General features: G+C 66.7%; 12 protein-coding genes. 8 read left to right on the top strand and 4 right to left on the bottom strand.

Annotated elements, in window-relative coordinates; translation table 11 throughout:
* Positions 1-36: 36 nt before the first annotated feature.
* Positions 37-1,596, top strand: a complete 1,560-nt coding sequence (locus tag AB6732_RS06965) for an LCP family protein (RefSeq protein WP_370959265.1) — start codon at positions 37-39, stop codon at positions 1,594-1,596.
* A gap of 80 nt (positions 1,597-1,676) precedes the next feature.
* Here the strand turns inward: AB6732_RS06965 and AB6732_RS06960 are convergent, their stop codons facing one another.
* Positions 1,677-3,629, bottom strand: a complete 1,953-nt coding sequence (locus tag AB6732_RS06960; RefSeq protein ID WP_370959264.1) for a M13 family metallopeptidase — start codon at positions 3,627-3,629, stop codon at positions 1,677-1,679.
* 241 nt (positions 3,630-3,870) lie between these two features.
* Between AB6732_RS06960 and leuA the strand changes: the two genes are divergently transcribed.
* The 3 genes from leuA (at position 3,871) to AB6732_RS06945 (ending at position 7,323) form a co-directional block, all read left to right on the top strand.
* Positions 3,871-5,610, top strand: coding sequence for a 2-isopropylmalate synthase (leuA, locus tag AB6732_RS06955; RefSeq protein WP_370959263.1), 1,740 nt, complete (start codon positions 3,871-3,873; stop codon positions 5,608-5,610).
* Between the two features lie 138 nt (positions 5,611-5,748).
* Positions 5,749-6,504, top strand: coding sequence for a DNA repair protein RecO (gene recO / locus AB6732_RS06950; protein ID WP_370959262.1), 756 nt, complete (start codon positions 5,749-5,751; stop codon positions 6,502-6,504).
* An 18-nt stretch (positions 6,505-6,522) separates the two neighbouring features.
* Positions 6,523-7,323 carry an isoprenyl transferase gene (locus tag AB6732_RS06945; RefSeq protein WP_370959261.1) on the top strand — a complete coding sequence of 267 codons (801 nt, stop codon included), beginning with the start codon at positions 6,523-6,525 and terminating at the stop codon, positions 7,321-7,323.
* Here AB6732_RS06945 and AB6732_RS06940 read toward each other — a convergent pair.
* On the bottom strand, positions 7,290-8,381 hold the full coding sequence (locus tag AB6732_RS06940) for an alpha/beta hydrolase (RefSeq protein ID WP_370959260.1): 1,092 nt from the start codon (positions 8,379-8,381) through the stop codon (positions 7,290-7,292). The two genes, AB6732_RS06945 and AB6732_RS06940, sit on opposite strands and share 34 nt — an antisense overlap.
* Positions 8,382-8,409: 28 nt before the next feature.
* Complete coding sequence (locus AB6732_RS06935) at positions 8,410-9,357, bottom strand: alpha/beta hydrolase (RefSeq protein ID WP_370959259.1); 948 nt, start codon at positions 9,355-9,357, stop codon at positions 8,410-8,412.
* A 102-nt stretch (positions 9,358-9,459) separates the two neighbouring features.
* Between AB6732_RS06935 and AB6732_RS06930 the strand changes: the two genes are divergently transcribed.
* Entirely contained in the window at positions 9,460-10,527 is a 1,068-nt protein-coding gene (locus AB6732_RS06930; protein ID WP_144628608.1) for a quinone-dependent dihydroorotate dehydrogenase, read from the top strand.
* 88 nt (positions 10,528-10,615) lie between these two features.
* Here the strand turns inward: AB6732_RS06930 and AB6732_RS06925 are convergent, their stop codons facing one another.
* Positions 10,616-11,197 (bottom strand): DUF3043 domain-containing protein, encoded by a 582-nt coding sequence (locus AB6732_RS06925; protein ID WP_066212567.1) that lies wholly within the window; start codon positions 11,195-11,197, stop codon positions 10,616-10,618.
* 60 nt (positions 11,198-11,257) lie between these two features.
* Here AB6732_RS06925 and AB6732_RS06920 point away from each other — a divergent pair, with 60 nt between their 5' ends.
* From AB6732_RS06920 to coxB, 3 genes are all read left to right on the top strand, one after another.
* Positions 11,258-12,661, top strand: a complete 1,404-nt coding sequence (locus AB6732_RS06920) for a M20/M25/M40 family metallo-hydrolase (protein WP_370959258.1) — start codon at positions 11,258-11,260, stop codon at positions 12,659-12,661.
* A 144-nt stretch (positions 12,662-12,805) separates the two neighbouring features.
* Entirely contained in the window at positions 12,806-13,186 is a 381-nt protein-coding gene (locus AB6732_RS06915; protein WP_066212558.1) for an iron-sulfur cluster assembly accessory protein, read from the top strand.
* A gap of 176 nt (positions 13,187-13,362) precedes the next feature.
* On the top strand, positions 13,363-14,235 hold the full coding sequence (gene coxB / locus AB6732_RS06910) for a cytochrome c oxidase subunit II (protein WP_066212556.1): 873 nt from the start codon (positions 13,363-13,365) through the stop codon (positions 14,233-14,235).
* Positions 14,236-14,239 lie beyond the last annotated feature (4 nt).

The following is a 14,239-nucleotide window of genomic DNA, read 5'->3' as shown; positions in this document are numbered from 1 at the left end:
ATGGGACGGTTCTGTTTGTTTCGAAAGGCCCCTTGAGTGACCAAGCCACCCCATGCCGCACGACGGGCGGATGACACGCTCCGCAAAGCGCGTGCTCACGCATCTGATGCCAAGGTGCACGAAGCCCGCCACCTGACTCGGCCGTCCGGAGCTCCGCTCTGGGTGAAGGTCACGGCGTGGGTCGTCAGCGTCGCCCTCATCGCGGTCCTCGGGTTCGCCGGGTACTGGTACTTCCGTCTGCAGGGCAATCTGAACACCGCACCCCTGACGGCGTCCGGCAGGGACAAGGGGACTCTCAACGACGCGACCGACCGCCTGCAGATCCTGATCATGGGCACGGACACCCGCGACGGCAAGAACAAGGCGTACGGCACGTCGGACCAGTCGTCGGGTTACGGCAATTCGGACGTGCTGATGCTGCTCGACATCTCCGCGGACAACCAGCGCGTCAGCATGGTGTCCTTCCCGCGCGACCTGGTGGTCTCCATCCCGCAGTGCACCGACCCCAAGACCAAACAAGTGAAGGCGCCCCGGCCGGACTCGCAGATCAACGGCGCGATGTCCGAAGCGGGCCCCGGCTGCACCGTGGACACGATCAACAAGCTGACCGGCCTGGAGATCGACCACTTCATGATGGCGGACTTCAATGCCGTCAAGGAGCTGTCCAACGAGGTGGGTGGCGTGGAGGTCTGCGTCAACGCGCCGATCGACGATCCCGATTCCCGGCTCAAGCTCCCCGCCGGCAAGTCGCTCGTTCAGGGTGATCAGGCCCTGGCCTTCCTGCGCAACCGCCACGGTGTGGGCGATGGCAGTGACATCTCGCGCATCAAGTCGCAGCAGCAGTTCCTGGCCTCCCTGGCCCGGAAGGTGCGGAGTGACGGCACGCTCACCAATCTCCCGAAGCTCCTGGGCATCGCGGACACGGTCACCAAGAACCTCACGGTGGATGAGGGTCTCGCCAATCCGCAGACCCTGATCACCATCGCCCAGCGACTGCAGAAGGTGGATCTCGCCAAGGTCGCCTTCGTGACGGTGCCGTGGGAGCCGTCGGTCGTGAACCCGACGGCGTGGGTCCAGCCGAAGGAGCCGGACGCGGGCCAGCTGTTCAAGGCGATGCGTGAGGGCGTCGACCTCACCAACCCCAACGCGGCCAAGCCGAAGCCCAAGCCCAGCGCGACGCCGTCGTCGACGCCGTCCTCCACCCCCTCCGCCACCACGAACCCCGTTCCGGGTGTCGATCAGTCCACCGCGCCGGTGACCGTGGCGAACGCCACCGGGGTCGAGGGCCGGAGCCAGGAGCTCAACACCTTCCTCCTGGCCAAGGGATTCCTGGTCCAGGCGGCGGTCCCGGCGGAGACGAGCGCCAAGACGGTCGTGTACTACTCGTCCGCTTACCGCGGCGCGGCCGTCAAGGTGGCCACGGCCCTCGGCATCCCGCAGGCGCAGCTGAAGCCCAGCGCGGACATCCTGGGCGTCCAGGTGGCCGTGGGCACGGACTTCGCCTCCGGCACCGCCTACCAGACGGTCCAGCTGCCCAAGGACATCGTCGGCCAGACGGCCGCGGACCAGACCTGCCAGAGCGCTTTCACCGGCTGACGGGCGCCGGCACCACGGGAAACGGCGAGGGCCGTGAAGAGGAATCCTCTTCACAGCCCTCGCCGTTTAACTGGAAGCTGTCACCAGATGCGGACGCGTTCCTCCTCGGGGAGCCACATGGCATCGCCCTCCTGGACGTCGAACGCCTCGTGGAAGGCGTCCAGGTTCCGCACGGTCGCGTTGGCGCGGAATTCATTGGGGGAGTGCGGGTCGATCGTGACGCGGCGGATCGCTTCCTCGCTGCGGATCACCTGGCGCCAGCTGGTGGCCCAGGCGAAGAAGAACCGCTGCGCTCCCGTGAGGCCGTCCAGGACCGGGGCCTCCTCGCCGCCGAGCGTGGCCAGGTAGGCCTTGTACGCGATGCCCAGTCCACCGAGGTCGCCGATGTTCTCGCCGAGGGTGAGCTCGCCGTTCACATGATGGCCCGGAGCCTCCGCCGGTTCCAGGGCGTTGAACTGATCGACGAGGCGCCGGGTGCGGCCCTCGAACGCTTCACGGTCGGCGTCGGTCCACCAGTTGCGGAGCGTGCCGTCGCCGTCGTACTGCGAGCCCTTGTCGTCGAAACCGTGCCCGATTTCGTGGCCGATGACCGCCCCGATCGCACCGTAGTTGACCGCGTCATCGGCATCCGCCTGGAAGAACGGCGGCTGCAGGATAGCGGCCGGGAAGACGATCTCGTTGAGGACCGGGTGGTAGTACGCGTTGACCGTCTGAGGCGTCATGAGCCACTTCTCGTGGTCGACCTCCTTGCCCACCTCGTCCAGGTGGCGGTCGACGTCGGCGCTGTGGGCACGCTCCACATTGCCCAGCAGGTCGGTGGGGTCGATGACCACGGACGAGTAGTCGGTCCACTTGGCGGGGTAGCCGATCTTGGTCCGGAAGGAGTCGAGCTTCGCCAGGGCGCGGATCTTCGTCTCCTCGCCCATCCAGTCGAGCCCGGTGATGCTGCTGCGGTACGCCTCGACGAGGTTCGTGACCAGCTCTTCCATCCGGGCCTTGTGGCTCTCCGGGAAGTGCTTGCGGACGTACAGCTCGCCGATCGCTTCGCCGAGCGCATCCTCGACGACGGCGACGCCGCGCTTCCAGCGCTCCTTCAGTTCGGGGGTGCCGCTGAGCACGGTGCCGTAGAACGAGAAGTTCTCCTGGACGAACGCGGACGAGAGGTACGGTGCCGCGGAGCCGACGATTCTGGCCGCGAGCCAGTCCCTCCAGCTCTGCACGGGTTCGTTGGACAGCAGTTCCAGCAGGGCGGGGAAGTACTCCGGCGTGCTGAGGACCACCTCGCCGTAGACGGTCTCATCGATCCCGGCCGCTTCGAACCAGGGGCGCGCCAAGGGGAAGACCTCGGCGAACTCCGCCGCGGTGCGGAGGTTGTAGGTCTTCTGCGGATCGCGGAGGGTGACCTTGTCCCAGTGCGTCGCGGCGATCCGGCGTTCGAGGGCCATGATGCGCTCCGCGGCGCGCTCGGGATCCTCCCACTCGGCCAGCGCAAGGATCCGGCCGAGGTGCTCCTGGTACTTGGCCACGGTTTCCGCGAACTGCTCCTCGCGGTAGTAGCTCTCGTCCGGCAGGCCGAGGCCGGACTGTCCGAGATACAGCAGGACGCGGGTGGGATCGCCGGCGTCGGGGGAGGGGTAGAGGTAGAAGAGGCCGGGGACGTCGGCGCGGAAGAGCTCACCCACGCGGCGGACCACCGCTTCGGGGCTGTCGAGCCCAGCCAACGATGCGAGGCGTTCGCGGATCGGGTCCAGACCGAGCGCTTCGACACGTTCCTCATCCATGAAGCTGGCGTAGAGCCCGCCGATCTGCGCGGCGATCCCGCCTTCGGCCTGCCCGCGTTCGGCCGCGTCTTCGATCAGAGTGCGCACCGCCTCTTCCGAGGCGTCGCGGAGCGCGGTGAACGTGCCTTCGAGTGAGCGGTCGTCGCGGATCGTGGTGGAGGACAGCCAGGCGCCGTTGACATGGCGGTAGAAGTCATCCTGGGCTCGCGTCCCGGGGTCGACGTGGCCGAGTTCAATACCGGATGGATTCAAAGGGGAATCTCTCCTCTGCAGGATGGCCCCTGGTCGGGCCACATGGTGGACATCGTGGTGATGCGGGACACCCTCATCCTAAGCACGTGCTAACCTGACAACGTGCATGCAGGGTTGCTTCTTCTTAGCTGCCGTGGCGAGGCCTGATTCTTTACCGTTGTGAAGCTGGGCTCCCTCGTCGCGGAGTCTGTTGCGCCCGGCGATCTTGACAGCCCTCACGAGTAAAAGGCACTGAAATCACATGCGAAATGCACAGCAGCCCTCGGGCATGCCCGTCCACCGTTACATCCCGTTCCACGAGCAGATCACCGTCGATCTGCCGGACAGGACCTGGCCGGACAAGCGGATCACCACGGCGCCCCGCTGGTGCGCGGTCGATCTGCGCGATGGGAATCAGGCGCTCATCGACCCCATGAGCCCGGCCCGCAAGATGAAGATGTTCAATCTGCTGGTCGGCATGGGCTACAAGGAGATCGAAGTCGGCTTCCCCTCCGCGTCCCAGACGGACTTCGACTTCGTCCGTCAGCTGATCGAGGGCAACCACATCCCGGACGACGTGACCATCCAGGTCCTGACCCAGGCACGTGAGCACCTGATCGAACGCACCTACGAGGCGATCACCGGCGCGAAGAACGTCATCGTCCACCTCTACAACTCCACCTCCACACTGCAGCGCCGCGTCGTCTTCAAGCAGGACGAGGACGGCATCCTGGACATCGCCCTGCAGGGCGCCCGGCTGTGCAAGAAGTACGAGGAGACGCTGACGGACACCAACGTCACGTACGAGTACTCGCCGGAGTCCTTCACAGGCACGGAGCTCGAATACGCCGTGCGGGTCTGCAACGCCGTCGCGGATATCTTCGAGGCGTCGGCCGACCGCCAGGTGATCATCAACCTGCCCGCCACGGTGGAGATGGCCACCCCGAACGTCTACGCCGACTCGATCGAGTGGATGCACCGGAACCTGCACCCGCGGGAAGGCATCATCCTCTCTCTGCACCCGCACAACGACCGGGGCACCGGCGTCGCGGCCGCGGAGCTGGGTTACCTGGCGGGCGCCGACCGTATCGAGGGCTGCCTGTTCGGCAACGGTGAACGCACCGGCAACGTCGACCTGGTGACGCTGGGCCTGAACATGTTCGTCCAGGGCGTGGACCCGATGATCGATTTCTCGAACATCGACGAGATCCGGCGCACCGTGGAGTACTGCAACCAGCTGCCCGTTCCCGAGCGCTCCCCGTACGGCGGCGATCTGGTCTTCACCGCGTTCTCCGGTTCCCACCAGGACGCGATCAAGAAGGGCCTGGAGGCGCTGGAGCAGGACGCCCAGGCCGCCGGAGTCGAGGTCGACGAGTTCACCTGGCAGGTCCCGTACCTGCCGATCGACCCCAAGGACGTCGGCCGGAGCTATGAGGCGGTCATCCGCGTGAACTCGCAGTCCGGCAAGGGCGGCGTCGCGTACCTGCTGAAGTCCGAGCATCACCTGGACCTGCCTCGCCGTGCCCAGATCGAGTTCTCCGGCGTCATCCAGCGCCGTACGGACACCGTCGGAGGCGAGGTCAGCGCGGACGAACTCTGGAAGGCGTTCCAGGACGAGTACCTGCCCGCGAAGGATGCCGCACAGCAGTGGGGCCGCTACGCCCTCGGCGCCACCCGGACCGAATCCGATGAGGATGGCGCCGTGACCCTCCACGCGGCGATGCGCGTCGACGGCCAGATCGTGGATCGCACAGGGCATGGCAATGGCCCCATCGCCGCGCTGCTGGACATCCTGAGCAAGGACGGCGTCGACGTCCGAGTGCTCGACTACAGCGAGCACGCGCTGAGCGAGGGCGGCAACGCCCTGGCGGCCGCCTACGTCGAGTGCGCGGTGGGGGAGCGTGTCCTGTGGGGCACGGGCATCGACTCGAACACCAGCACGTCCTCCCTGAAGGCCGTGATCTCCGCGGTCAACCGGGCCATCCGGGACCGTTCCATCTGACGGCCGCCGATTGTCTGCCTGATTGAGCCGCCTGGTCAACCGGACAGCGCAGGCTGAATCTCCGCCGGCCCCGGCGGCGCTCCGACTCCCGGAGCGCCGCCGGGGCCTTTCGGCGTCCGGAAGTGGGAGAATGGAACCGTGGCAGAGGCGAGCTTCACATCACGCGCATACCGCGACGACGCCGTCGTGCTGCGCACCCATAAGCTGGGCGAGGCGGACCGGATCCTGACCCTGCTGACCAAGCACCACGGTCAGATCCGAGCCGTGGCCCGAGGGGTCCGGCGGACGAGCAGCCGTTTCGGCTCCCGGCTGGAGCCTTTTATGGTGGCGGACCTGCAGCTGGTCCCGGGGCGGAGCCTCGAGGTCGTCACCCAGGCTCAGAGCAAAGGCTCCTATGGGCATGCGATCGCCTCCGACTACTCGCGGTACACCGTCGCCGCCGCGATGGTGGAGACGGCGGAGAAGCTGACCGACGTCGACGGCGACTCGGGCACCGCGCAGTATCTTCTGCTGGTGGGGGCCCTGGCGGCGCTCAGTCGCGGCGCCCACGCGCCCGGCCTCATCCTCGATTCGTATCTCCTGCGGGCTCTGTCCACCGGCGGCTGGGCCCCGAGCTTCACGTCGTGCGCCCGATGCGACGCCCCGGGCCCGCACAGCGCGTTCAACGCGGCTCTGGGAGGCATGGTGTGCGCGGATTGCCGGCCGCCCGGGTCGCCGGCTCCCGCGCCCGAGACCATCACCTTGCTCGCGGCACTGCTGAGCGGTGACTGGGAGACGGCGGGGGAGTCCCCGGAACGCGCCAGGACCGAAGCCGCAGGGCTCGTGTCCGCCTATCTACAATGGCACCTGGAACGCAGGGTGAAGGCCTTGCAGCATGTCGACCGTTCATCCTGAACTGAGGAATTAACACACGTGTCCTTCTCTGACCCCGCCCAGCTGGGCTACGAATTCCCCTATCCGCACCCGAGCGGCGCCACACCGCCGAGGATTCCTGCGGAACTCGTGCCCGAACACGTCGCGATCGTCATGGATGGCAATGGACGCTGGGCCAACCTCCGGGGACTGCCACGGATCGAGGGCCACAAGGCAGGGGAGCCGGCGCTGCTCGACGTCGTCGCGGGCGCTATTGAGCTGGGTGTGAAGTACGTGACCGTCTACGCGTTCTCCACGGAGAACTGGAAGCGTTCCCCCGAGGAGGTCCGTTTCCTCATGGGATTTAACAAGGATGTACTACGCCGCCAGCGCGACCAGCTCAACCGCTGGGGTGTCCAGGTGCGCTGGTCGGGCCGCCGCCCCCGCCTCTGGGGATCCGTGATCCGGGAGCTCGAGGAAGCCGAAAAGCTCACCCGTGCCAACACGCGCTGCGTGCTGACCATGTGCATCAATTACGGCGGCCGGGCGGAGCTGGTGGACGGCTTCAACCGGATGGCGGAGGAGGTCGCGGCCGGACGGCTCAAGCCCGGCAAGATCACGGAGAAGACCGTGCAGCGGTACCTCTACCAGCCGGACCTGCCCGACGTCGACCTCTTCATGCGGTCCTCCGGCGAGCAGCGCCTGTCCAACTTCCTGCCCTGGCAGTCCGCCTACGCCGAATTCGTCTTCCTCGAGGAACTGTGGCCGGACGTGGACCGCACCACCTTGTATCAGGCGGTCGAGACCTACGCCCGCCGCGATCGCCGCTACGGTGCGGCCGTGGACTCCGCGGCAGTCTGAACGAGCCAGTCCATCGACTCCTTGTAGGCCTGTTCCCGGACCTGCCGTGAGGACATGAAAATGTCGTGGATGGCGCCGCGGTAGCGGAACACGGCCACGCGTCGGCTGATCCCCAGCGCCCGCTTGGCGGTCTCCTGGACGTCGATCACGGCGTCGAGCGTCTTGAGCTCGTCCGTGTAGCCGGTCTGGATCTTGCTCCGCTCGCTCAGCATGATCAGGACCGGCGCGTCGATGTCGAGGCCGTGCTGCACGCGGGCATGGCCGTTCATGACCGCACGGATCCATCCGGCGCGAATGGGGAAGGACTCCCGGGGACGCCACGCGGAGACGATGTGCCATTCGCCGTACGCCTTGTCACTGACGCTCTTCCAGTACGCCGGCATCTCCGGAAGCGGGAACGCGTGTTTGGGATCCGCGCGTGCGAACGGCTCGACCAGCTGGGTGGCGATACTCCGCACCAAGGTGCTGCCCTGCAGCTCGAGCCACGGGGAATTCAGAATCACGCTGGCCAGACGGCCCGGGTGGCGGTCCGCCCACAGTGCGGCGACCAGCCCGCCGAGGGAGTGCCCCATCAAGTGCACCCGGAGGCGTTCCTCCGGGACGCCGCGCACGGCGGCCTCCTCCCTGATGACGGTCAGGGCGGCTTCGATCTCCTCGTCGTAGACATCCAGGTCGTCCGTGTAGCCGGCGGTCTGGTACTCGTGCAGACTGCGGCCGAACTTGCGCAGGTCCAACGCATAGAAACTCGCGCCGTGGTCCTCGAAGTAGTCGGCCAGCTCGGTCTGGAGGAAGTAGTCGGCCCAGCCGTGGAGATACAGCACCACATTGTGATCCTCGTGATCATGGCGGTGCTCTCGTCGCTGCCGGACCGCGGCGAGCCACGACGGCCAGTCGTGATCCCGTGCCGCCGACGACAGCTCGCGCTTCGGCTTCCGGCGGACCAGCGTCGCCGAGACGGCGCCCTCCTCGTCCGGCTCCAGGGGCAGGAGACACTGTTCGAAGTCGTTGAACAGCACGTCCTGCTGCCAGGTGCGGACCCGCAGAGGGGAACGTGTCATCGGGCTTGTCCTTTCGGGGTTGTCGCTGTCAGAAGGTCTTCAGCCAGCGCCGGAGCCGTCCGTAGGCTTCCTCGCGCACGGCGGCGGGGGAGAGGAACACGTCGTGCAGCGCGCCGTCGACCCTTTCGAGGGTGACGGAGGTGCCGAGCTCGAGAGCGCGGACGGCCATGGTGTTGACGTCCAGGACAGCGTCGCTGCGGCGCATGTCCTCTCGCCAGAGGGGTCCGTTCGAGCTCGACGTGGACATGAGCACCACGATGGGCTGGGGAAGCCGCAGGCCCCGGGCCACCTTGCTCTGGCCGCTCAGGATCGCACTGAGCCAGCCCGCACGCACCGGGAAGGCCAGAGGCGGCCGGAACCGGTCATCCAGATCCCACTCACCCTCGGCCTCGGAACTGATGCTGCGCCAGTAGAATCCCCGTTCCGGAAGGCGCAGCACGGTCTGGGGTCGCATGCGGGAGAGGGGCGCCAGCAGGGACCGCGCCGCGTGGCGGATCGCAGGACTGCCGTGCATCTCCAGCCAGGGGCTGTTGAGGATCAAGCCGTCCACGCGGTCAGGATGGCGAGCCGCCCATAGGCTTGCCACCAGCCCGCCGGTCGAATGGCCCATGAGCAGCAGCGGGCGTCCCGACCCCGGGTGGCACGATTCGAGCGCGGCCAGGATGTCCTGGTCGTAGTGGTCGAGATCGGCGACATAGCCCCCGAGCAGGTCCGGGCGCAGGCTCCGCCCGTGATTGTGGAGATCCAGCGCGAAGAAGCTGAAGCCCTGGCCCGCGAAGAATTCGGCCAGTTCCCTGTTGAAGAAGTAGTCGCTCCAGCCATGCAGGAACAGGACGGTGCCCCGTGCCGGCCGTGTGCCATCCGGCGTCGCTCCGAGGTACCGGATGAGCGTGGCGGTCTGCTGGGAACCGTCCCGGGTGGTGTGCAGCTCCAAGGACTCGAAGGACGGGCCGAGGATATCCGGCTGCCACTCCATGTCCCCTCCTCAGCGCCTCGTGTGTCCGCGCTTTCATCCTAAGCCCGGGCCCATGACGTGGGCTCATTTGTGCGGACCGGCCTGAACGGAAAAAATGGAGCCATGCGCATCTATCCCACCGTCTTCCGTGTTGCCTTCTCCTGGATGGATCCAGAGAAGGCTCATCGGATCGGTTACCAGGCCATCCGGTTCTTCAACAAGGCCGGAGCGGCCGGGCTCCTTCACCGGCTCAACGGTCCCGACCCGTCGCTGAGGACCACGGTGTTCGGCATCGACTTCCCGTCCCCGTTCGGTCTCGCCGCGGGATTCGACAAGGAAGGTCTGGCCATCGAGGCGCTGGCCGCCATGGGCTTCGGCCACATCGAGGCGGGGACCATCACCGGTGCTGCTCAGCCGGGCAATGAGAAGCCGCGCCTGTTCCGCCTCGTGGAGGACCGGGCGGTGATCAACCGGATGGGCTTCAACAACGACGGCGCCGAGCACGTCGCGCCGCGCATCGCCGCCGCCCGCGCCGCACTGAGCCGTCGGCACCCGGGCGTGCGCCCCGTCATCGGAGTGAACATCGGCAAGACGAAGCTCGTGGAGCTCGAACACGCCGTCGAGGACTACCTCGTCAGCACGCGCGCGCTGGCCCCTCACGCCGATTACCTCGTGGTGAACGTCAGTTCCCCGAACACCCCAGGGCTCCGCCTGCTGCAGAACGTGGACTCGCTCCGTCCTCTCCTGGAGGCCGTGGGAGCGGAAGCGGACCGCAGCGCGGGACGCCACGTTCCTCTGCTGGTCAAGATCGCCCCCGACCTGAGCGATGAGGACCTTGACGATGTGGCCCGCCTCGCCATCGACCTCGGTCTCGACGGGATCATCGCGACCAACACCACCATCGGCCGTGAGGGGCTGACGGCACCGGCCGCCAAGGTGGAGTCCTGTGGCGCCGGCGGACTGTCCGGGGCGCCCCTCAAGGCCCGATCGCTGGATGTGCTGCGCCGCCTGCGCGCCCAGGTGCCCGCCGAGATGGTCATCATCTCCGTCGGAGGCGTTGAGACCGCGGCCGATGTCCAGGAACGCCTCGACGCCGGCGCGAACCTCGTCCAGGGCTACACGGCCTTCCTGTATGAGGGTCCCTTCTGGGCGGGCCACATCAACAAGGGCCTCGCGAAACTCCGCCGCTGAGTCCGGACACCGCAAGGGCCCCGGTCGTGAGATTCACGGCCGGGGCCCTTGTCTGTGGAAGGAGGAGGCGGCTCGACGGCCGCCCGGATCAGCTGGGACGCTGGCCGCGGGTGACCTGTGGCTTGGGAAGACGCAGCTTGCGGAACTGCAGGGCACGCATGCAGCCATACCAGACGGTGCCACGTTCCACGGAACCGAACTTGGCCGTCAGCGCCTTCTTCAGGCGGCGGCTGAGCAGGAACGTGTCCACGAAGACCACCAGGAACATCACCCAGAACGCGCCCAGGACGATGAACTGGGAATCGCTCCGCTGCGGGATCACGAGCGACGCGACCACGAAGATCAAGGCGCCGAACATGAGGAATTCACCGGCGCTGAAGCGGGAGTCCACGAAGTCACGGGCGAAGCGCTTCTGTGGACCCTTGTCACGCACGGGCAGGAAGCGCTCGTCGCCGGTGTCCATCGCGCTGCGCACCTTGGCGCGCTGCTCGGCGACGGCGAGGCGCTCAGCCTGCTTCGAGGCCTTGCGGTCCTCGGGCACCAGGGGGCGCTTGCGGGCTGCGACCTGGTCCTTCCGCTTCGGGGTCGGGGCACCCTTTCCGATCACGGGAGCATCGGAAGCGGTCTCCGGCTCGGCGGGCAGGGGCTCATCCTTCTTACGTCCAAACACCCCACAAGGATACTCGGTGCCGGTCGCTGGACCTGCACCGTGCTTCGGTAGGCTTTCAGCATGACTTCTCACGAGGAAAACAGCCTGCCCGCAGCCGGTCGCCACAGTGCGGCCCTGCGCGCCGCCATCGATGAATCCTTCGCCTCCACCGTGGCGACTCTCAAGGACCTCGTCGCCATCCCGGGCATCGCCTGGGCGAGCTTCGACGCCGCTCAGCTGGACCGCAGCGCCGAGGCCGTCGCGGCCCTCGCCACCGCCGCCGGATTCCCGGAAGTCGCCGTGCACCGCGCCCTCAAGGCGGACGGCACCCCGGGCGGGCCCGCCGTCGTCGCTCGCCGCGCCGCCGCGGACGGCAAGCCGACCGTGCTGCTGTACGCCCACCACGATGTCCAGCCGCCGGGGGACCCGGCACTGTGGGAATCCGAGCCGTTCGTCGCGGTCGAACGTGACGGCCGGCTCTATGGCCGGGGCGCCGCCGATGACAAGGCGGGCATCATAGTGCACCTCTCTGCCAGCGCCGCCGTCGCGAAGGTCCTCGGGGACGAACTCGGCCTCGGCGTCACACTCTTCATCGAGGGCGAGGAGGAGGCCGGTTCACCGACCTTCCGCACCTTCCTGGAGGAGCACCAGGCGGAGCTCGAGGCCGACGTCATCATCGTGGCCGACTCCAGCAACTGGAAGGTCGGCATCCCGGCCCTGACCACGAGCCTCCGGGGCCTGGTCGACGGGGTGGTCGAGGTCCGCGTGCTGGACCACGCCGTGCACTCCGGAATGTTCGGTGGGCCTGTGCTCGACGCGCCCACCCTGCTGGCGCGCCTCATCAGCACCTTCCATGACGAGCGCGGCAATGTCGCGATCGCTGGACTGGTCGCCGAGGACAACGCCGACGTCGACATGCCCGAAGAGGACTTCCGCGCCGACGCCTCGGTGCTGCCCGGCGTCCAGCTTGCGGGGGAGGGGAGCCTCACCTCCCGCATCTGGACCAAGCCCGCCCTGTCCATCCTCGGGATCGACGCGCCGAGCATCGAGGTGGCCAGCAACACCCTGCTCCCGACGGCGCGTGCGAAGTTCAGCCTGCGGATTGCTCCCGGGCAGGACCCGCAGTCCGCCATGAAGGCGGTCGAGGAGCACGTGAAGGCCCACGCCCCGTTCGGCGCTCAGGTCACCTTCACCCCGGGGGAGATGGGCAATCCGTTCGCCGTGGACATGGAGTCGCCCGCTGCGACCGCCATGATGGCCGCCCTCGCGGAGGCGTGGGGGACCGGATCTGTGGGCACCGGCATCGGTGGGTCGATCCCTTTCATCGCGGAACTCGTCGAGGTCTACCCGAAGGCGCAGATCCTGGTGACCGGCGTCGAGGACCCCGATTCCCGCGCGCACAGCGCCAACGAGTCCCTCGATATCGAGGAGTTCCGCAAGGCCATCCTGGCCGAGGCGCTCCTTCTCGCCGATCTCAACGGCTGAATCGGCGACGTCCGGGAAGATCGCGGGCCGTTCCCGCGTTGACTCCTATTAAGGCTGCTCCGTGTTCGGCCGTAGCATAGTAGGAGAGCCAGCAGTGTCCTGGGGTCATGACAGGCCTTGGGAAAAGTGAAAGAGGAGAGATCCATGAGCACCAGCACCAGCGAGAATGTCGCTGTCACCACGGATGACGAGCTTCCCACCCACGAGGTCCAGCTCAGCGACGTAGCCGCTGGCAAGGTCCGCAGCCTCCTGGAGCAGGAAGGCCGCACGGACCTCCGTCTGCGCGTCGCCGTTCAGCCGGGCGGCTGCTCGGGCCTCATCTACCAGCTCTACTTCGACGAGCGTCTGCTCGACGGCGACGCCGTGCGCGACTTCGACGGTGTGGAGGTCGTGGTGGACAAGATGAGCGTCCCGTACCTGAACGGCGCCTCCATCGACTTCGAGGACACCATCTCCAAGCAGGGCTTCACCATCGACAACCCGAATGCCGGCGGATCCTGCGCCTGTGGTGACTCGTTCCACTAGGAAGTCTCCTTCACAACAGCCGTGTGCCCCGCACTTCTCAAGAATGTGCGGGGCACACGGCTGTTGTGTGAGCAAAACGCGGCCCATCGCGGTAAGCTCTACATCGGGTAGTAAAACTCCACGCAGTGGTGCCAAAAAACGGCGCCACATGCTGAAACAAAGAGGAAGGGCCGTCTGTGAGTTCGCAGAACCGAACCGGCAGCCGACGCGGTAAGATCACGGCGATCACCGGCGTCGCCGTGGCCGGTGCGTTGGCATTGACCGGATGTTCATCGGAGGTAGCCAGGGGGTGGTTGCCGTCTGAGAAGGACGTCACCAATCACACTGGCCGGATCATTGACCTCTGGGTGAACTCGTGGATTGCCGCCATTGCCGTCGGGTTCGTGACCTGGGGCTTGATCATCTGGTGCATCATCGCCTACCGGCGCCGCAAGGGCACCACCGGTTTCCCCAAGCAGCTGAGCTACAACCTGCCGCTCGAGGTCTTCTATTTGACCATCCCGCTGTTCATGGTCCTGGTGTTCTTCTACTTCACCGACCGTGACCAGCAGGCGATCGACGACCGGTCCAAGCCGGCCGACGTCGTGGTGGACGTCCGTGGCAAGCAGTGGGCCTGGGACTTCAACTACAAGCAGGGCAATGTCATCCAGCAGCCCGTGTACGAAGGCGGCGTCCAGGCGCACCTCACCGGTCAGGAAGTGGACAAGGACAAGCTCCCCACGCTGTACCTCCCGGTCAACAAGAGCGTCGAGCTGGAGCTGAACTCCCGTGACGTCATCCACTCCTTCTGGGTTCCCGCCTTCCTGCAGAAGCGCGACATGATCCCCGGTAAGACGAACTACCTGAACTTCACCCCCACCAAGGAAGGCACTTACGACGGTAAGTGCGCCGAACTCTGCGGTGAATACCACTCCGAGATGCTCTTCCGCGTGAAGGTCGTCTCCGAGTCCGAGTTCCAGGCTCACATGGATGACCTCCGCAAGCAGGGCAATACGGGCGAGCTTGGTTCCAAGTACGACCGCAACCCCAATCTGAACGAAAAGAAGTAAGGGA

This window comes from Arthrobacter sp. RCC_34 (assembly GCF_041360795.1).
GTDB lineage: Bacteria > Actinomycetota > Actinomycetes > Actinomycetales > Micrococcaceae > Arthrobacter_E.
Note: the sequence above shows the minus strand (reverse complement) of the source record. Positions and strands in the feature narration are given on the sequence as shown.